The following is a 20,671-nucleotide window of genomic DNA, read 5'->3' as shown; positions in this document are numbered from 1 at the left end:
TTTTATAATCATGCAAAACAAATTTTGGGAAATTACAATAGATGTTGTTAATTCTACTTGAATATCTTTAAATTTCTTAATGATGTGCAGGCTTAAAATTGCATTTGAATTGTATTGTTGGTATCTTTAACAGCAGCATCATTGCTTTAAATGATGTTACTACAATAGATTGCATTACGGATTTATGAGAAGGTATTTATTTGTAAATCTTATCTGCGACTTTTGTCACAAAATGCATTTATTTTTATTCAAAACTTTGCAGGATGGAAAATTCAATTCAAAAGCATTGGGACAATGTATATCAAACAAAAGAACCCGATCAAGTCAGTTGGACACAAGCAACGCCAAAAACATCGCTGGATTTTATACATTCATTCGGGTTATCAAAAACTGCAAAAATTATAGATATAGGTGGTGGTGATAGTAAACTGGCAGATTATTTGTTGGAAGAGGGTTTTGAAAATATTACAGTATTAGATATATCATCGCAGGCACTCGAAAAAGCAAAGAAACGGTTGGGCGATAAAGCGCAAAAAATTAAATGGGTGGTGAGCGATATTACTGAATTTAAGCCCGATACAACTTATGATATATGGCACGACAGAGCAACTTTTCATTTTTTAATCACTAAGGAGCAGGTTGCCAAATACCTGTCAATTGCAAGAAATTTCGTTACGGGTTATATCACAATTGGTACTTTCTCAGATAAAGGCCCGGAAAAATGCAGCGGCCTGCAAATTAAACAATACAGCGAAGCAGCATTAACCTCTGAACTACAAAATGGCTTTGATAAAATACGTTGTATCACGGAAGACCATATTACACCTTTTCATACAAAACAAAATTTTCTTTTTTGTAGTTTTAAACGCCATATCAGTAAATAGTTTAAATAAATAACAGGTAACCAATTTGCTTTCCCATTAGGTACAAGTGGTTTTCAAATACCAATTTGTAATGGTTGAAAAGGCATAACAACCTGTCTTAATGTTCGCTGTACTTCAAGTTGCAAAGAAAAATACCTGGAAGAATGAAATAACATACATTCAAACAACAAACAGAAATTGTTACTACTCTTCAGTTTACACAAAATATTCCATCCCGCAATATTTTTCTACCTTTGCCCTCACAAATTGAATCATTCTTAAAAAATAGTATATGCCCGGTTTTGAATTATTTGGCGATGAAGAAAGAAAAGAAGTGAATGAGGTGCTGGAAACAGGTATCCTGATGCGCTATGGTTTTGATGGCCCGCGGAAAGGAATTTGGAAAGCAAAAGAGCTGGAAACAGCCATTACCCAAACCTTTGGATGCGGCTATGCACAATTAACCAGTAGCGGTACTGCTGCCTTAACTACAGCTATGGCGGCATTGGGTATTGGTGCAGGAGATGAGGTGATTATGCCCTCCTTTACCTTTGTAGCCAGTTTTGAAGCAGTATTGAGTGTGGGTGCCATTCCTGTACTGGTAGATGTGGATGAAACCCTTACACTGAACCCCGTAGCGGTAAAAGCAGCCATTACACCGGCTACCAAATGTGTAATGCCCGTGCACATGTGCGGCAGTATGGCCAATTTAGATGAACTACAGCAAATTTGTAAGGCTCACCAACTTATTTTACTGGAAGACGCCTGCCAGAGTATTGGCGGTACTTATAAAGGTAAAGCCTTAGGCACTATTGGCCACGCCGGTACTTTTTCATTCGATTTTGTAAAAACCATTACCTGTGCTGAAGGGGGCGTGGTAATGACCAACGATCATGCCTTGTATGAAAAATGTGATGGTTATACCGATCACGGGCATGATCATAAAGGGGTGGACCGTGGTGTGGATGAACACCCTTATTTGGGTTATAATTTCCGCATTAGCGAATTGCATGCTGCAGTAGGTTTGGCGCAAATTAAAAAACTGCCCCGCTTCTTGGCCATACAACGCAATAACCATGGACAACTGAAAAGTATATTGGAAAAAGTATCGGCCATTCAGTTCAGACAGGTACCTGACCCATCGGGCGATAGCTGTTCTTTTCTCAGTTGGTTTTTACCCACCGAGGCCATTACCAAAGCCGTAGTGGCCGAAATGAAAGCACAGGGTATTGTAGCCGGCAATTTTTACTGGTTCGATAATAACTGGCATTATGTACGCAAATGGCATCATTTGAAAAATATAGCCGCATTAAATCCACTGAATGATGCACAACAAAAAGCATTGCTGCAAATAAAAACGCAGGATTTTTCTGCCAGCGATGCTGTGATGAGTCGTTGTATATCTACTGCTATCAGTATGTTGTGGACACCCGAACAAATTACTGAAAAAGGACAAAAAATGGTAGCTGCCATTGAAAAGGTTTTACAACAACATCAGGTGAACGCTTAAATAAAACAGCATGCCGCAGTTTCCTTTTAAAGGTAGTGTAATGCCCGGATGGCAACGTAAATTATTGTATGCAATTATACTGCTGAATATTGTTTTTTTAGCATTTCAGTTAGCAGTCTATTTAAACAATCATACTAAAAGCAGCAGCATCTTTTATATCGTGTATGCATTGCTGTTGATTGCTTATTGCGTGATACGTTTAAGAACCGGGAAAAAACCACGCCATTATATTGCTGTAGAAGCAGATGGGATGGAGTGGAATTTCCCATTGTTTACTGCTCCGGAAAAAATAAACTGGTCGGCCCTGCAGGGTATTCGAATGGTTGGGAATACCTTAATGCTGTGGCCAAAATCAGGTGAAGCAGTTACCATTGATTTGCAGCAGGGTTTTGATGCACCTGCTATACAATCCATTCAAAGTTGGGTGCAGCAACAGGCAAAGGCAAACCAAATTCGTGTGGGTAACTAATGATTATTTGTTTAATGGAGTTTCCCTTCTAATCGGTCTACATATTGCACACTGCCCAACCGAAACCGCAGGGGTAATTTTGTTTTTCGCTCAAATTTCCATTCTTCACGGCAAAAAAAGGGTAATTGACGGGTATAATGATTGGGTTGCAGGCGGAAGGGTGTTATTGTAGCTGTACTGTCGCTCAATGCAGTTGCAGTAGTAGTTACAGGTGTTTGTGCAGACAGGTATATACTACAAATTAGTATAAAAATTAGCATTAAACCGAATAGTTTCGTAGCCATGATGGGTGCATTGTTCGTAAATTTACGGCGTTATTGTGGATGCTGCAATTTCTGTTGAGCCGAATAGCGAACAGAACTTTGCAGTGTGCGACGCAACCGGTGTAAAATAGTAGTACAGGCGCCGGTAACATACAAATATATTTTATTGAGGAAGAAAGATAGATTATGTCATTAAGTCAGGGTTTACAACAAAAATTATTACAAAAATTATCGCCACAGCAAATTCAGTTGATGAAATTGTTGCAGGTACCTACGGCCTATTTGGAAGACAGGATTAAAGAAGAACTGGAAGAAAATCCTGCGCTTGAAATGGAAGAAAATGAGCATGAAGAAGGGATGGAAGCGGAACTGGAGGATGAGTTTGACAGCAGCAATGAAGAAGATTTTGAAAAAGACGGGAGTGAGGATGAATATGAAAATTTGGATTTGAGTGAATATGTGGCGGATGAAGATGGAGAGATTGCTGATTATAAAATGAAGGATGAAAATTATCCTGAATTGGATGATGGCAAAGTAATACCCATTAAAAGTGAAACCAGTTTTTATGAATTATTGGTACAGCAATTAGGGTTGCTGCATTTAGATGAAAAAGATTACAAGATTGCTGAACAAATTATTGGTAGTTTGGATGATGATGGCTATTTGCGGCGTGAACTTTCGTCAATAGTAGATGATTTGGCTTTCAGGCAAAACATTATAACTACTGAAAAAGAAGTGGAAGAACTGATTAAAAAAATACAGCAGTTTGATCCGCCCGGTGTGGCAGCCCGCGATTTGCAGGAGTGTTTGCTGATACAATTGGAAAGAAAAAAGAATGACGGCAAGTCGGTTACGTTAGCCATAGAAATTTTAAAAAAATATTTTGATGAGTTTACCAAAAAGCATTACGAAAAAATTCAGCGGGGAATGAATTTAACCGATGAAGCATTGAAAGAAGTGATGCAGCAGATTATTAAATTAAACCCCAAACCCGGTGGCGATGCCGGTGAAATGAATAAGGTAGACAGTTACATTATTCCCGACTTTTTTATTTTTAATAATGCAGGCAGGTTAGAGCTAAGCCTGAATAATAAAAATGCTCCCGATTTACGCATTAGTGATACCTATCGCGAAATGATGCGGGAATATGAACGCGGCAGTAAAAAAGATAAACGCCAAAAAGAAGCAGTTTTGTTTATTAAACAAAAAATTGATGCCGCCAAATGGTTTATTGATATGATAAAACAACGGCAGCAAACTCTGGCGGTAACTATGGAAGCGATTATGAACCATCAGAAAGATTTTTTTTTAACGGGCGATGAAACTAATTTAAAGCCCATGATTTTAAAAGATATTGCAGAGAAAACCGGCTTAGATATATCAACCGTTAGCAGGGTGGCCAACAGCAAATTTGTGCAAACTGAATTTGGTACCTACCGGTTGAAATATTTTTTCAGTGAAAGTTTAAGTACCGATAGCGGTGAAGAAGTAAGTACCCGTGAAGTGAAAAAGATATTGAGTGATATGATTGAAAGGGAAGATAAGCGAAAACCGTTGAGCGATGAACAATTAACCGATATGTTGAACCAGAAAGGCTACAATATTGCAAGGCGAACCGTTGCTAAATATCGGGAACAATTGAACATACCGGTAGCTCGTTTGCGTAAACAATTATAAAGTATGACAACAAAAAATATGGATATGGAGGAGCAATTATATACTACCCCTGTAAAAAGTTTATGGCTGGTATTTCCGGCTAAAGTGCTTTCGTATTTATTTCATCCTTTGTTTATACCTACTTACTTTTTTTTGTATTTGGTATATCGGTTTCCTTATCTGTTTACAGATATCAGTGTATATCAGTTAAAATTAAAGGTGTTTAGTACTTTTTGGATGACAGCTTTCTTTCCTGCATTTGCTGTGTTTTTATTGTATAAATTAAAATTTGTATCCAGCATTTATTTGCGAACCGCTAAAGAGCGCATAGCACCATATATGATTACCATGTTTTTTTACTGGTGGATGTATTACCTCAGTAAAAACATGACCAATCAGCCTGAGGCATTGCAGTTTTTTTATTTTGGCATTTTCATCTCAACTTCCATCGGACTTGTGATTAATAATTTTATCAAAATCAGTTTACATGGTATTTCCATGGGTAGTTTATTGGCTGCCATGATATTGCTTTCTTTTTTTTACCAAACACCCATGGGAATGGCCATTAGCATTACTGCGCTTATAACTGGTATGGTAGCTACCAGCCGATTGATTGTTAGCGACCATACCACACAGGAAGTGTATGCCGGTTTAATATTGGGTATAGCCTGCCAATTAATTGGTTACTTTTTTGCGATGTAACCGGGCCACAGCTTTATTTTTAGTTAGCCACGAATTACCCTAATGCACAGGAATGGTGTGGGAGAAAAAATATTCGTGCATTCGCGGCAACATATATTATGCATTGATTGTGGTATAGCCACAAATAACACGAATTTGCACGAAGGGAAATGTGCAAGAATAAACATAAAATCTCTTGTTAGGCTATCCTTCATATTTTTCAATATGAATGTCTGTGGATTAGGATAAGCGCATGTTTAATCGAAATGATTTTAGGGATATTGTCTCGAATTATATTCGAAGATAAATTGGGATAGTTAGTTTCTTACATTTGAAAACATAAAGAAATTATATGGAAAAAATAATTTACAAAGAAGAAAGCTACAGCATTATTGGGGTATGTATGGAGGTTCACAAATTCTTGGGTGCCGGTTTCTTAGAAATTGTTTATAAGGATGCTTTAGAATATGAATTTAAATTAGCAGGGATTCCATTTGAAAGAGAGAAAGAATACGCTGTTAATTATAAAGATTTCATACTTCCACATAAGTTTTATGCCGACTTTGTATTGTACGATAAAATTATTCTTGAAGTAAAAGGGGTTTCTCAAATTGCAGAAGAATTCACAGCACAATGCATCAACTATCTGAAAGTTTCTTGTAATAGACTTTCATTACTTGTAAATTTTGGAGAAGAGAAATTAAGTTATAAACGAATTGTTTTATAGATTTTTCCGAAATACAATAATTTTTTTAGCCACGAATAACACGAATTTGCACGAAGGGAAGTGTGCAAGAGGTATTCGTGCATTCGTGGCAGTAAAATTTATGTATTTGTGGCTTGAACCAGGATAGTAGGCATCATGGTAATTTTTGATTTCACGGAATTAGAAATTAAGCAAGCAGCCTCTGATTTTTGAAGTACCCTTTCTGCTCTTTCCCGGTCTTTTTCATCGGTAATGGTTACCGTGGGTTCTAATACCACTTCACTCATCATAAATTTACCATCTACCTGTTCTAATTTTCCTTTTGACCGGCAACTGAAACCTGTATAGGTTAATTTTGAATTTTCAGCGATGGCCAAGAAAGTAGTCATTAAGCAACTGCTTACGGCTGCCGTAAACAAATGTTCGGGCGACCAAATGCCCGGCATACCTTTCGGAAAATCGGGCGGAGTGGCTACTTCAATACAACTGCCTGCATCTTTGTTTAATTCGGGTGAACACATCACCCCTTTGCGTTCTGAATTCCAGTTCACATCTACCTGATAATAATGTGCTTCCATGGTATTTGTTTTTTATTTTTTAAATTTCTTCTTTACAATTTTCACAATCCATTTCAAATTCCAATGTGCTGTGTCGAATATTTGCATGTTCCAGTTCGTGCCGGATGGCTTCTTTTATGGTGGTGATGGTAGCAATGCTGGCAGAATCTGCCACTACAATATGTGCCGTTAAAGCATTGTAGGTAGTACTGATGGCCCATACATGTAAGTGATGTACACTTAAAACGCCGGGCACGGATTCTATTTTTTTTTGAACATCGGCCAAATGAATGCCTTTGGGTACTGCATCGATCGATAAATTGAAACTGTCTTTCAATAAATTAATGGTACTGAATAAAACAACAATGGCAATCACAATACCAATGACTGCATCGAGCCAATACCAACCAGTATATTGAATCAATATACCTGCAATGACTACACCCAATGAAACCAATGCATCTGCAGCCATGTGCAAATAAGCGCCTTTAATGTTCAAGTCTGTTTCTTTTCCTTTTAAAAATAACAGTGCAGTAGTTGCATTGATCACAATACCAATGCCTGCAACTAATGCCATATTTTCTCCATTAATAATTTCAGGGGTTTTAAAACGGGTAATGCTTTCCCAAATAATAGTTGCCACTGCAATCAACAATATAACGGCATTGATGAGCGATACCAATACCGTAGATTTCCGATATCCATACGTAAAGGTTGCTGTGGGTTTGGATTGCGCTAATCGATAGGCCAGCATGGCCAAAAACAAACCGGCTACATCACTCAGATTATGTCCGGCATCCGACAGCAATGCCATAGAGTGATAATAGAAACCGCTGACTGCTTCCACTATTACAAATAAGGTATTCAAAACAATGCCAATCCTAAAAGCCCTATTCAGGTTACTGATGGTATTGGAATGGTGATGCGAGTGATGGTGATGGTCATGCATTTTACAAATGTTTGTGGGTAATGCGTGGCAACTGTATGGTGGTATAAATTTCTGTATTTTATTTAGTGTAATAAAAATTGTTTTGTAAGTAATATTTATTACCTGTCACCCTTCTCAATGTATAAACTCCAAAAAGTATACAATACTTTAGTGAAAATTTCATTTTCAATGTATGTGCTGTTTCATCCATTTTGGGATGCATTTTATTGAACCAATCTTATGCAATAATTGATTCTACTGATGATTACACTATACTTTAAATCTTGTAATGGGCGAAAAATATTTTCTTAGTAAGGATTTACTTCCTGCTTTTTCTGGTCTTTTTTTGCCACACTGATTAAAAGTACCGGCAATAAAATTAAATTGGTAAGGGTACCCATTACCAATGTAAAGGAAGTTAACCAGCCCAATACCTGCGTGCCGCCAAAATTGCTGAAACAAAAAATCACAAAGCCTGCAATTAACACCAGCGAGGTATAAATAATACTTACACCGGTGTATCGAATGGTTTGTACAATGGTTTGTTTTACCTGAAAATTATAATGGGGTAACTCTTGTTTGAAATTCACCAAAAAGCGAATGGTAACATCAATTACAATACCCAATGCAACACTGAAAACCAAAACGGTAGAGGGTTTGATGGTAATATTCAGCCACCCCATTAGTCCGGCTGTAATGACTAATGGAATGAGGTTGGGAATTAAAGAGCAGATTAAAATACGCAAGGATTTAAAGAGGATAAACATAGCAAGGGCTATTAATAAAAATGCCCAGAAAATACTGTCTTTTAAACCATTGATAATAAAGCTGGAGCCTTCTAAAAAAGTAACACTGCTGCCTGTAAAAGTGATGGTATAATTGGCCGTATCAAAAATTTGATCCGCCTTTTGTTGAAATTGGTGAATGAGTTGTTGTAATGCAATACTGCCTATATCTTTCATATTCACACTAATCCTTGCTTTCTCTTTTTCTGAATCCATAAAACTGTTCATCAGTTTACTGAAACCGGTTTTGTTATGGGTATCAGTCTTTGTCCTTAAGTAAGGAGCCAAAAAAATCATATCACTTTCATAAGGAACAGTATAACTGGCGCTATCGCCATCAAAATAAGCCTGCTTGGCAAATTTCAATCCTTGCACAATAGACAGTGGTTTGGCGGTGGCCGGATTTTGGGCAATGTACTGCGAGAATACATCTATTTTTTGCAATGGCCGGGTAGAGCGGACTAAACCCATTTTCTTTTTGGTATCTACAATAATTTCCAAGGGCATAATACCTTTAAAATTGTTTTCAAACCATTTCAGGTCGGTGTATATTTTATCTTTTTTAGGAAGGTCATCCACAATATAACTTTCACTTTTTAATCGGAAGATACCTGCAATGGCAAACAAAGTAACTGCAATGGTTACGGCATATACCCAACGAGAATGGTAAAGCGCCCAACGTTCAATTCCTACCAATATTTTTTCTAAAATTTTATTATCCAAATAGCGCACATGTTTGGCTTGTGGTGCGGGTAAAAAACTGAGTATAATAGGAATAAAAACCAAAGAAATAAAGAACAAGGCCATGATATTAATACCGGAAACCACGCCAAACTCTTTCAACAACTGACTTTTGGTAAGAGCAAAAACAGCAAACCCAATGGCGGCAGCTAGATTGCAGAATAAGGTAACAATACCCATACGGCCAACCATTTGAATCAGTGCCTTTTCCTTATCGCCTGTATCTCTATAGGCCAAATGGTATTTATTGAGAAAATAAATGCAATTGGGAATACCAATTACAACAATTAAAGAAGGGATTAAAGCTGTTAATAAGGTGATTTTATAACCTATTAAAACCATGGTGCCGAGTGTAGTAATCACCCCGAAGCCAACTACCAGTAAACTCATAATAGTTGTGCTTAATGAGCGGAAGAACAGGAATAATGTTATGGCAGAAAGCAAAAATGAACCATAAATAAACCAGTTCATTTCCTGTTTAATGCGGTTGCTGATGATGGTTCTAATATATGGTAATCCACTTAAATATGTTTCAATACCGGTTTGTTGTTGAAAGGCATCTACCTTATTCTGTATGCGCTGAATTAAAAAAGTGCGGGCCTTGCTGTTAACGGAATCATTATTCAGCGTAACGGCCATTAAATAAGCATGGGTTTTCGGATTATACAACAGATTGCGATAAAATGGCAGGTTATTGAATTGGTTTTCATCCTTTGTTAAGGCATCTTGTGTGGTATAAGGATAATGAAATATTTTTTTTGGAACTAAGGCTTCCGTGACACTGTCTTTTACAAGATTAAAAGCGTCGGGAATGCTCAAAACATTTTGTACTGCCGGAATGGTTTTTAATGCTTTGCCTAAGTTGGTTGCGGCATTAAAAAGTTTTGGGGTATAAAAAGCACTGTCTTGTATGCCAATCACCATTATGCCACCATCACTGCCAAAAGTTTTTAAAAATGCTTCATATTCCTTATACTTTTGGTTATTGGTGGGAATGGCTTTGGTAAAATCATAACTCAACTGCACTTTTGAAGCCTGCCAGCCCATAAAGCCAATTACTAACAACAATACAAATAACAATACAATTCTATACTTAATAATAAACTTACCTAATGAGTACCACATGTGGTTTGGTTTGATGATTTCCGGTTCTGCAAATAAATAAAATAAAACGCAGAATGAAACTTGTAGTACAATATTTACATGACTTGTAGCCATTTAGATACACTTTGATTAAAATATAGAAATGATAAACTTTCGTTAAAAGACGTTTGTATATTAGTGTTGCAATTCCAATTTTCTATGAAGAGTACCACACGCATAATGCTATGGGTATTTGCCACACTTGGAGGATTTACCCAGGTACAATCACAAACCAGTGGCTTATGCAACAGCGCAGCTTTAAAGCCTGTGTTTATTCAGGATTTTGGAACTGCAAGTTCTCCAACTGCTACTTCAGAGGCTGCTCCTGGTTCAACCAGTTATATTTATGGGAACGTGGGTACCGATGGGCATTATATTATTACACCATTAGTACAAAATGCCCATAAAAGTGACTGGGCAATCGGTGGCGACCACACTGGTAATACCAATGGTAATATGTTTTTAGTGAATGCCGGAGGTAATAATTCCATTTATTTCAGAGATACCGTTAGTAACTTATGTGATGGCTCTGTTTTTAACTTTTCAGCCTGGTTAGCCAACGTTAACTCTCCAAATACACAAACAGTTTGTGGATCAGGACTGGTTTATGCCAGGGTAATTTTTAATGTAAAGGATTTGAATGGGAATATTTTAGGTACCATAACAACCGGTAATTTGCCCTTGTCTCCCACAGCCGGTCCATTAAACTGGAACCAATACGGCTTTCAGTTTGCTTTACCTGCCGGAATGAATACGTTAGTGTTAGAAATGGTAGACTATTATGGAGGCGGTGCACAATGTGGCAATGATTTGGCATTGGATGATATATTATTTACTGCCTGTACCCCCAACGTAACAGCCAATATTACAACAGCAAATTCGGTTTGTGTGGGTAGTACAGCCAATATAGTGGCTTCCTTGGTCAACAATCCTTTCACAGCACCTGCTTATCAATGGCAAAAAAGTACGGATAATGGTACTACCTGGAATAATATTGGTGTGCCGGTAAATACCAACAGTCTTACTATTAATAATGTGCAATTATCAGATAGTGGGTTATATCGGGTATTGGTTGGCCCTAATGCAGCCAGTTTAAATAGTGCATCTTGTATTACAGCTTCCAATAGTATACAATTATCTGTTCATCCCATTCCCATAGTAAGTGTTCAGTCCAATAGCCCTTTGTGTGCCGGGGGTACACTTTTTCTTTCTTCAACAGTTAATGGGAATAACAATTTTGTAAATAATAGTAAAAAGAATAACAATGACAACGACGACAATGATAAATCAAAAAATAATAATTCTAATACTTACTCATATCAGTGGAATGGTCCGAATGGATTTACTTCAACCTTAGCGAACCCCTCTATTGCTAATGTTACCACTGCAGCAAGTGGTAGTTATTTGCTAACACTTACCGATAACTATGGGTGCAGTAACACTGCACAAACTAGTGTTACAGTAAACCCATTGCCTGTTATTGCACCTATTACCGGAGATTCCGGTACTTGTGCCGGTAGCACAGTTCAATTGACTACCACAACAAAAGGTGGTGTTTGGAGCAGTAGTAATACTTCAGTAGCAACGATTGATACTACCGGAAAAGTGACTGCCATAAGTGCCGGTACTACCACAATTACTTATACCATGACCAATCAGTATGGTTGTAGTGTAAGTGTGGGCAAATCATTTACTGTAAACAGTGTGCAAATGTTGCCCGCAGTTGCCACTTGTAACAATGGTACCATTAAGTTTAGTAATACCCCTTATATGCCCACTTATGGAAGTAGTTCCGGAATCTATTTATGGACGGTAACCGGTGGTGGTACTAACTATGTAGCCGGTACTTCCAATACCAGTCGTTATCCACAAATTAAATTTGATGACAATTCTATTGATACGGTTACGGTAGCCTATACCGTAAATGGTATTACCTGCAGTAGCACACAAATTATATATATCCGTTCTACCATGCCCATTAGTGGTGGGGCAGATACACTTTGTGCCGGCACTACTGCAACATTTGTAAATCCGGTACCGGGCGGTACCTGGAGTTCATCTAATACAGGAGTAGCCACTGTTAGTCAGGCAGGCATTGTAACTGCAATTGCTGCAGGAACAACCACTTTAAGTTATACTAATGCATGCGGACAAACTGTAACAAGAAATATATTGGTTCAGGCTAAGCCGATAGTCAATCCTATTCAAGCATCGGCAAATGCGGTTTGTATGGGAAATACTTTAACCGTCAATACAACTTCCGTAGGTGGTGTTTGGATGAGTAGTAATACACAAGTGGCAACCATTGATAGTATCACCGGCGCGGTAACCATACTCCAGCCGGGTACTACTACCATTACCTATACCCTTCAAAACAAATGTGGGATTGCCAGTCAATCCATTACCGTTACCGTCAATCCCTTGCCGACAGTACAACCCATCAACACAGGAAACGGACAGGTATGTGCTGGCAGTAGTTTAAGTGTAACAGATGCCACCGGAGGAGGAGTATGGAGCAGCAGCAATACAGGTGTAGCAACGATTGATAACAGTGGGAAAATCACCGCCATTGCAGCAGGCACAACTACTATCACTTATACCGTTACCAATGGCAGTGGCTGTACAACGAGTGTGAGTGCACCGATAACCGTCAATCCCTTGCCCACAGTACAACCCATCAACACAGGAAGCGGACAGGTATGTGCGGGCAGTAGTTTAAGTGTAACAGATGCCACCGGAGGAGGAGTATGGAGCAGCAGCAATACAGGTGTAGCAACGATTGATAACAGTGGGAAAATCACCGCCATTGCAGCAGGCACAACTACTATCACTTATACCGTTACCAATGGCAGTGGCTGTACAACGAGTGTGAGTGCACCGATAACCGTCAATCCCTTGCCCACAGTACAACCCATCAACACAGGAAGCGGACAGGTATGTGTGGGCAGTAGTTTAAGTGTAACAGATGCCACCCCCGGTGGTGTTTGGAGCAGTAGTAATACTTCAGTAGCAACGATTGATAACAGTGGGAAAATCACCGCCATTGCAGCAGGCACAACTACTATTACATATACCGTTACCAATGGCAGTGGCTGTACAACGAGTGTGAGTGCACCGATAACCGTCAATCCCTTGCCGACAGTACAACCCATCAATACAGGAAGCGGACAGGTATGTGCTGGCAGTAGTTTAAGTGTAACAGATGCCACCGGAGGAGGAGTATGGAGCAGCAGCAATACAGGTGTAGCAACGATTGATAACAGTGGGAAAATCACCGCCATTGCAGCAGGCACAACTACTATTACATATACCGTTACCAATGGCAGTGGCTGTACAACGAGTGTGAGTGCACCGATAACCGTCAATCCCTTGCCGACAGTACAACCCATCAATACAGGAAGCGGACAGGTATGTGCTGGCAGTAGTTTAAGTGTAACAGATGCCACCGGAGGAGGAGTATGGAGCAGCAGCAATACAGGTGTAGCAACGATTGATAACAGTGGGAAAATCACCGCCATTGCAGCAGGCACCACAACTATTACATATACCGTTACCAATGGCAGTGGCTGTACAACGAGTGTGAGTGCACCGATAACCGTCAATCCCTTGCCGACAGTACAACCCATCAATACAGGAAGCGGACAGGTATGTGCTGGCAGTAGTTTAAGTGTAACAGATGCCACCGGAGGAGGAGTATGGAGCAGCAGCAATACGGGTGTAGCAACGATTGATAACAGTGGGAAAATCACCGCCATTGCAGCAGGCACAACTACTATTACATATACCGTTACCAATGGCAGTGGCTGTACAACGAGTGTGAGTGCACCGATAACCGTCAATCCCTTGCCGACAGTACAACCCATCAATACAGGAAGCGGACAGGTATGTGCTGGCAGTAGTTTAAGTGTAACAGATGCCACCGGAGGAGGAGTATGGAGCAGCAGCAATACAGGTGTAGCAACGATTGATAACAGTGGAAAAATCACCGCCATTGCAGCAGGCACAACTACTATTACATATACCGTTACCAATGGCAGTGGCTGTACAACGAGTGTGAGTGCACCGATAACCGTCAATCCCTTGCCGACAGTACAACCCATCAATACAGGAAGCGGACAGGTATGTGCGGGCAGTAGTTTAAGTGTAACAGATGCCACCGGAGGAGGAGTATGGAGCAGCAGCAATACAGGTGTAGCAACGATTGATAACAGTGGGAAAATCACCGCCATTGCAGCAGGCACCACAACTATTACATATACCGTTACCAATGGCAGTGGCTGTACAACGAGTGTGAGTGCACCGATAACCGTCAATCCCTTGCCGACAGTACAACCCATCAACACAGGAAGCGGACAGGTATGTGCGGGCAGTAGTTTAAGTGTAACAGATGCCACCGGAGGAGGAGTATGGAGCAGCAGCAATACAGGTGTAGCAACGATTGATAACAGTGGGAAAATCACCGCCATTGCAGCAGGCACCACAACTATTACATATACCGTTACCAATGGCAGTGGCTGTACAACGAGTGTGAGTGCACCGATAACCGTCAATCCCTTGCCGACAGTACAACCCATCAATACAGGAAGCGGACAGGTATGTGCTGGCAGTAGTTTAAGTGTAACAGATGCCACCGGAGGAGGAGTATGGAGCAGCAGCAATACAGGTGTAGCAACGATTGATAACAGTGGGAAAATCACCGCCATTGCAGCAGGCACAACTACTATTACATATACCGTTACCAATGGCAGTGGCTGTACAACGAGTGTGAGTGCACCGATAACCGTCAATCCCTTGCCGACAGTACAACCCATCAATACAGGAAGCGGACAGGTATGTGCTGGCAGTAGTTTAAGTGTAACAGATGCCACCGGAGGAGGAGTATGGAGCAGCAGCAATACAGGTGTAGCAACGATTGATAACAGTGGGAAAATCACCGCCATTGCAGCAGGCACAACTACTATTACATATACCGTTACCAATGGCAGTGGCTGTACAACGAGTGTGAGTGCACCGATAACCGTCAATCCCTTGCCGACAGTACAACCCATCAATACAGGAAGCGGACAGGTATGTGCTGGCAGTAGTTTAAGTGTAACAGATGCCACCGGAGGAGGAGTATGGAGCAGCAGCAATACAGGTGTAGCAACGATTGATAACAGTGGGAAAATCACCGCCATTGCAGCAGGCACCACAACTATTACATATACCGTTACCAATGGCAGTGGCTGTACAACGAGTGTGAGTGCACCGATAACCGTCAATCCCTTGCCGACAGTACAACCCATCAATACAGGAAGCGGACAGGTATGTGCTGGCAGTAGTTTAAGTGTAACAGATGCCACCGGAGGAGGAGTATGGAGCAGCAGCAATACGGGTGTAGCAACGATTGATAACAGTGGGAAAATCACCGCCATTGCAGCAGGCACAACTACTATTACATATACCGTTACCAATGGCAGTGGCTGTACAACGAGTGTGAGTGCACCGATAACCGTCAATCCCTTGCCGACAGTACAACCCATCAATACAGGAAGCGGACAGGTATGTGCTGGCAGTAGTTTAAGTGTAACAGATGCCACCGGAGGAGGAGTATGGAGCAGCAGCAATACAGGTGTAGCAACGATTGATAACAGTGGAAAAATCACCGCCATTGCAGCAGGCACAACTACTATTACATATACCGTTACCAATGGCAGTGGCTGTACAACGAGTGTGAGTGCACCGATAACCGTCAATCCCTTGCCGACAGTACAACCCATCAATACAGGAAGCGGACAGGTATGTGCGGGCAGTAGTTTAAGTGTAACAGATGCCACCGGAGGAGGAGTATGGAGCAGCAGCAATACAGGTGTAGCAACGATTGATAACAGTGGGAAAATCACCGCCATTGCAGCAGGCACCACAACTATTACATATACCGTTACCAATGGCAGTGGCTGTACAACGAGTGTGAGTGCACCGATAACCGTCAATCCCTTGCCGACAGTACAACCCATCAACACAGGAAGCGGACAGGTATGTGCGGGCAGTAGTTTAAGTGTAACAGATGCCACCGGAGGAGGAGTATGGAGCAGCAGCAATACAGGTGTAGCAACGATTGATAACAGTGGGAAAATCACCGCCATTGCAGCAGGCACAACTACTATCACTTATACCGTTACCAATGGCAGTGGCTGTACAACGAGTGTGAGTGCACCGATAACCGTCAATCCCTTGCCCACAGTACAACCCATCAACACAGGAAGCGGACAGGTATGTGTGGGCAGTAGTTTAAGTGTAACAGATGCCACCCCCGGTGGTGTTTGGAGCAGTAGTAATACTTCAGTAGCAACGATTGATAACAGTGGGAAAATCACCGCCATTGCAGCAGGCACAACTACTATTACATATACCGTTACCAATGGCAGTGGCTGTACAACGAGTGTGAGTGCACCGATAACCGTCAATCCCTTACCGACTGTACAACCCATCAACACAGGAAGCGGACAGGTATGTGTGGGCAGTAGTTTAAGTGTAACAGATGCCACCGGAGGAGGAGTATGGAGCAGCAGCAATACAGGTGTAGCAACGATTGATAACAGTGGGAAAATCACCGCCATTGCAGCAGGCACCACAACTATCACTTATACCGTTACCAATGGCAGTGGCTGTACAACGAGTGTGAGTGCACCGATAACCGTCAATCCCTTGCCCACAGTACAACCCATCAACACAGGAAGCGGACAGGTATGTGTGGGCAGTAGTTTAAGTGTAACAGATGCCACCGGAGGAGGAGTATGGAGCAGCAGCAATACAGGTGTAGCAACGATTGATAACAGTGGGAAAATCACCGCCATTGCAGCAGGCACAACTACTATTACATATACCGTTACCAATGGCAGTGGCTGTACAACGAGTGTGAGTGCACCGATAACCGTCAATCCCTTGCCGACAGTACAACCCATCAATACAGGAAGCGGACAGGTATGTGCGGGCAGTAGTTTAAGTGTAACAGATGCCACCGGAGGAGGAGTATGGAGCAGCAGCAATACAGGTGTAGCAACGATTGATAACAGTGGGAAAATCACCGCCATTGCAGCAGGCACCACAACTATTACATATACCGTTACCAATGGCAGTGGCTGTACAACGAGTGTGAGTGCACCGATAACCGTCAATCCCTTGCCGACAGTACAACCCATCAATACAGGAAGCGGACAGGTATGTGCTGGCAGTAGTTTAAGTGTAACAGATGCCACCGGAGGAGGAGTATGGAGCAGCAGCAATACGGGTGTAGCAACGATTGATAACAGTGGGAAAATCACCGCCATTGCAGCAGGCACAACTACTATTACATATACCGTTACCAATGGCAGTGGCTGTACAACGAGTGTGAGTGCACCGATAACCGTCAATCCCTTGCCGACAGTACAACCCATCAATACAGGAAGCGGACAGGTATGTGCTGGCAGTAGTTTAAGTGTAACAGATGCCACCGGAGGAGGAGTATGGAGCAGCAGCAATACAGGTGTAGCAACGATTGATAACAGTGGAAAAATCACCGCCATTGCAGCAGGCACAACTACTATTACATATACCGTTACCAATGGCAGTGGCTGTACAACGAGTGTGAGTGCACCGATAACCGTCAATCCCTTGCCGACAGTACAACCCATCAATACAGGAAGCGGACAGGTATGTGCGGGCAGTAGTTTAAGTGTAACAGATGCCACCGGAGGAGGAGTATGGAGCAGCAGCAATACAGGTGTAGCAACGATTGATAACAGTGGGAAAATCACCGCCATTGCAGCAGGCACCACAACTATTACATATACCGTTACCAATGGCAGTGGCTGTACAACGAGTGTGAGTGCACCGATAACCGTCAATCCCTTGCCGACAGTACAACCCATCAACACAGGAAGCGGACAGGTATGTGCGGGCAGTAGTTTAAGTGTAACAGATGCCACCGGAGGAGGAGTATGGAGCAGCAGCAATACAGGTGTAGCAACGATTGATAACAGTGGGAAAATCACCGCCATTGCAGCAGGCACAACTACTATCACTTATACCGTTACCAATGGCAGTGGCTGTACAACGAGTGTGAGTGCACCGATAACCGTCAATCCCTTGCCCACAGTACAACCCATCAACACAGGAAGCGGACAGGTATGTGTGGGCAGTAGTTTAAGTGTAACAGATGCCACCCCCGGTGGTGTTTGGAGCAGTAGTAATACTTCAGTAGCAACGATTGATAACAGTGGGAAAATCACCGCCATTGCAGCAGGCACAACTACTATTACATATACCGTTACCAATGGCAGTGGCTGTACAACGAGTGTGAGTGCACCTGTTACAATTATTGGAATTCAAAAAGCATCCATACAATTAAAAGATACAGGTAGCACATGTTTGCCATACACTCTTACTTTAATCAATAAAACAGTACCTTCTTCAAAAACAGTATGGTACTTTAGTGATGGAACTTCGTTGTCTGGTGACAGTGTTCGTTATGCTTTTAAAAACAATGGACAGTATGCTGTAAAATTAATTACCCAAACAGCACGAGGTTGTACCTATGCTGATAGCATGCCTTTATCTGTTCATGTTCCTGAAAGAACAGTTTCATTTAATAGCGGCTATACCTGTATCAACAACAATGTTACTTTTAATGCCCATATTTTATCCGACGATTCTGTTCGATGGAATTTTGGGGATGGTAGAATCTTAACTACTACGCAAACAAGCATACAACATCATTACATAAAAGGGGGTACATATATTCCTTCTGCGCAGTTAATAGCAGCAACAGGGTGTGAAATGCCGTTATCTGTAAATGATACCATAAAAGTAGACGAATTAAAAGCAAACTTTCATTTAACTGCTCTATATAAATGTGGTAAAACCACTTATCAGTTTATGGATTCTAGTCATACACTTTTTGGTATTCAGGAATGGAATTGGAAATCTGATGAGGATATAGTCGAAACACATTCTTCATTTTCCCAAAATTACACAACAGAAGGTAACAGACACATTACTTTGGTAGTAAAAGGAAAATCTGGTTGTAGTGATACTGCTAAAGCCTCCTTTAAAGTAAAAATATATCAGTATCCAAAAGTAAGCATACAATCTATGCAGGAGGTTTGTCGTACTGCTTTAGTTAGTTTTAATGGAATCGCAATTTCACAAGATTCAATTGTTCATCGTCAATGGGATATGGGTAATGGTAACATTTCAAATGATTCGGTTAGAGAAATAAGGTATAATAATGCAGGTGATTATGTTGTGAAATATACTGTTAGTACCGTAAACCAATGTTTGGATTCAGCAATTAAACAAATTACGGTGCATGCCTTGCCAAAAGTAGCTGCTATGGCGCCACAAAGAATTTGTAAAGGTGATTCTATTCAATTGAATGTTAATGGTGCTGAACGTTACATTTGGAAAGATCAGAAGAATAATATTATATGCGAAAATTGCGCTACACCCATTGTTAAGCCTGATGCCAATACACAATATTATGTGGTAGGTTATAATGAATTTGGATGTAGCCAAATGAGTGCTACCAATATAACTGTAGTACAGCCGTTTAAATTATTGGTATCTCCCAATGATACCATTTGTGCCGGACAACAAAAGCAGATTATAGCCATAGGTGCCAATAATTATCAGTGGGTAGCACCCGATGGAAGTAGTTTGGGAACTAGTTCTTCTATGTATGTGAGTCCGATTACTACTACTACTTATTCTGTAATAGCAAAAGACAGTTACAACTGTTTTACAGATACCGGTAAAGTGAGTATTATTGTAGGAAATCCAACACAAATTACTGTTGGCAAAGACACCATTTTACAGGCGGGTGATACCTATAATTTCAGAGCTGTGGCCGAAAAACAAGATATTAAGCAATGGGCATGGAGCGGTGCCAACAATTTATCTTGTTACAATTGTCAGGAACCACAGGCCAAAATTTCTGATGATGCCTGTATTAGTTGTGTGGCTACCAACGTATATGGTTGTCAGAGTGCCGATACAGTATGTTTAAAAACATTTTGCCCCACTGCTGAAGTGTATATTCCAAATGTATTTACACCCGATGGAGATGGTATTAACGATTTACTGATTGTACAGGGTAAAGGCATAAAAGTAATTAAACACTTTATGATATTCAATCGTTGGGGTGAGTTGCTGTTTGAAAGAAGCAACTTTATGCCGGGCGATCCTGCTTTTGCATGGGATGGTAAAATTCATGGCAAACCCGCAACGCCCGATGTTTTCGTATATGTATGTGAAGTTTTATGTGAAAAAGGATTACCAAATGTATATAAAGGAAATGTTGCCATATTAAAATAAAAAATATAATAAAATGAGCGGATTTGGTTAATTA

At 40.8% G+C, this 20,671-nt stretch carries 11 protein-coding genes; 7 read left to right on the top strand and 4 right to left on the bottom strand.

Going from position 1 to position 20,671, the window contains the following annotated elements:
• Window positions 1-263: 263 nt before the first annotated feature.
• The 3 genes from AC3QLY_RS01860 (at window position 264) to AC3QLY_RS01850 (ending at window position 2,842) form a co-directional block, all read left to right on the top strand.
• Complete coding sequence (locus AC3QLY_RS01860) at window positions 264-884, top strand: class I SAM-dependent methyltransferase (RefSeq protein WP_074420064.1); 621 nt, start codon at window positions 264-266, stop codon at window positions 882-884.
• Window positions 885-1,155: 271 nt separating this feature from the next.
• Window positions 1,156-2,373, top strand: coding sequence for a DegT/DnrJ/EryC1/StrS family aminotransferase (locus tag AC3QLY_RS01855; RefSeq protein ID WP_074420065.1), 1,218 nt, complete (start codon window positions 1,156-1,158; stop codon window positions 2,371-2,373).
• 10 nt (window positions 2,374-2,383) lie between these two features.
• Window positions 2,384-2,842, top strand: a complete 459-nt coding sequence (locus AC3QLY_RS01850; RefSeq protein WP_074420066.1) for a hypothetical protein — start codon at window positions 2,384-2,386, stop codon at window positions 2,840-2,842.
• An 11-nt stretch (window positions 2,843-2,853) separates the two neighbouring features.
• On the opposite strand, the gene AC3QLY_RS01845 is transcribed toward AC3QLY_RS01850, so the two are convergent.
• Window positions 2,854-3,126, bottom strand: a complete 273-nt coding sequence (locus AC3QLY_RS01845) for a hypothetical protein (RefSeq protein ID WP_074420067.1) — start codon at window positions 3,124-3,126, stop codon at window positions 2,854-2,856.
• A gap of 165 nt (window positions 3,127-3,291) precedes the next feature.
• Here AC3QLY_RS01845 and rpoN point away from each other — a divergent pair, with 165 nt between their 5' ends.
• The 3 genes from rpoN to AC3QLY_RS01830 all read left to right on the top strand — a co-directional run bounded on the left by rpoN (window position 3,292) and on the right by AC3QLY_RS01830 (window position 6,169).
• Window positions 3,292-4,782 (top strand): RNA polymerase factor sigma-54, encoded by a 1,491-nt coding sequence (gene rpoN / locus AC3QLY_RS01840; protein WP_074420068.1) that lies wholly within the window; start codon window positions 3,292-3,294, stop codon window positions 4,780-4,782.
• 3 nt (window positions 4,783-4,785) lie between these two features.
• A complete protein-coding gene (locus AC3QLY_RS01835) occupies window positions 4,786-5,463 on the top strand; it encodes a hypothetical protein (protein ID WP_074420069.1) in 678 nt (225 codons plus the stop codon).
• A gap of 331 nt (window positions 5,464-5,794) precedes the next feature.
• Window positions 5,795-6,169 (top strand): GxxExxY protein, encoded by a 375-nt coding sequence (locus tag AC3QLY_RS01830; protein WP_074420070.1) that lies wholly within the window; start codon window positions 5,795-5,797, stop codon window positions 6,167-6,169.
• Between the two features lie 98 nt (window positions 6,170-6,267).
• On the opposite strand, the gene AC3QLY_RS01825 is transcribed toward AC3QLY_RS01830, so the two are convergent.
• The 3 genes from AC3QLY_RS01825 to AC3QLY_RS01815 form a co-directional block, all read right to left on the bottom strand.
• Entirely contained in the window at window positions 6,268-6,726 is a 459-nt protein-coding gene (locus AC3QLY_RS01825; protein ID WP_074420071.1) for an OsmC family protein, read from the bottom strand.
• Between the two features lie 19 nt (window positions 6,727-6,745).
• Entirely contained in the window at window positions 6,746-7,654 is a 909-nt protein-coding gene (locus tag AC3QLY_RS01820) for a cation diffusion facilitator family transporter (protein WP_074420072.1), read from the bottom strand.
• Between the two features lie 287 nt (window positions 7,655-7,941).
• Window positions 7,942-10,284, bottom strand: a complete 2,343-nt coding sequence (locus tag AC3QLY_RS01815; RefSeq protein WP_492990413.1) for an efflux RND transporter permease subunit — start codon at window positions 10,282-10,284, stop codon at window positions 7,942-7,944.
• Between the two features lie 177 nt (window positions 10,285-10,461).
• Between AC3QLY_RS01815 and AC3QLY_RS01810 the strand changes: the two genes are divergently transcribed.
• Entirely contained in the window at window positions 10,462-20,637 is a 10,176-nt protein-coding gene (locus tag AC3QLY_RS01810; protein WP_492990411.1) for an Ig-like domain-containing protein, read from the top strand.
• The last annotated feature ends 34 nt before the right edge of the window (window positions 20,638-20,671 follow it).

This window comes from Hydrotalea sp. GW822-HT8A01, from assembly GCF_058798575.1.
The sequence above is the reverse complement of the archived record's forward strand: the minus strand, read 5'-3'. Positions and strand labels throughout refer to the sequence as shown.

Bases quoted from the DNA above. Each gene is read 5' to 3' on its own strand.
- AC3QLY_RS01860 (WP_074420064.1), top strand. From the start codon at position 264: ATGGAAAATTCAATTCAAAAGCATTGGGACAATGTATATCAAACAAAA.
- AC3QLY_RS01855 (WP_074420065.1), top strand. From the start codon at position 1,156: ATGCCCGGTTTTGAATTATTTGGCGATGAAGAAAGAAAAGAAGTGAAT.
- AC3QLY_RS01850 (WP_074420066.1), top strand. From the start codon at position 2,384: ATGCCGCAGTTTCCTTTTAAAGGTAGTGTAATGCCCGGATGGCAACGT.
- AC3QLY_RS01845 (WP_074420067.1), bottom strand. From the start codon at position 3,126: ATGGCTACGAAACTATTCGGTTTAATGCTAATTTTTATACTAATTTGT.
- rpoN (WP_074420068.1), top strand. From the start codon at position 3,292: ATGTCATTAAGTCAGGGTTTACAACAAAAATTATTACAAAAATTATCG.
- AC3QLY_RS01835 (WP_074420069.1), top strand. From the start codon at position 4,786: ATGACAACAAAAAATATGGATATGGAGGAGCAATTATATACTACCCCT.
- AC3QLY_RS01830 (WP_074420070.1), top strand. From the start codon at position 5,795: ATGGAAAAAATAATTTACAAAGAAGAAAGCTACAGCATTATTGGGGTA.
- AC3QLY_RS01825 (WP_074420071.1), bottom strand. From the start codon at position 6,726: ATGGAAGCACATTATTATCAGGTAGATGTGAACTGGAATTCAGAACGC.
- AC3QLY_RS01820 (WP_074420072.1), bottom strand. From the start codon at position 7,654: ATGCATGACCATCACCATCACTCGCATCACCATTCCAATACCATCAGT.
- AC3QLY_RS01815 (WP_492990413.1), bottom strand. From the start codon at position 10,284: ATGTGGTACTCATTAGGTAAGTTTATTATTAAGTATAGAATTGTATTG.
- AC3QLY_RS01810 (WP_492990411.1), top strand. From the start codon at position 10,462: ATGAAGAGTACCACACGCATAATGCTATGGGTATTTGCCACACTTGGA.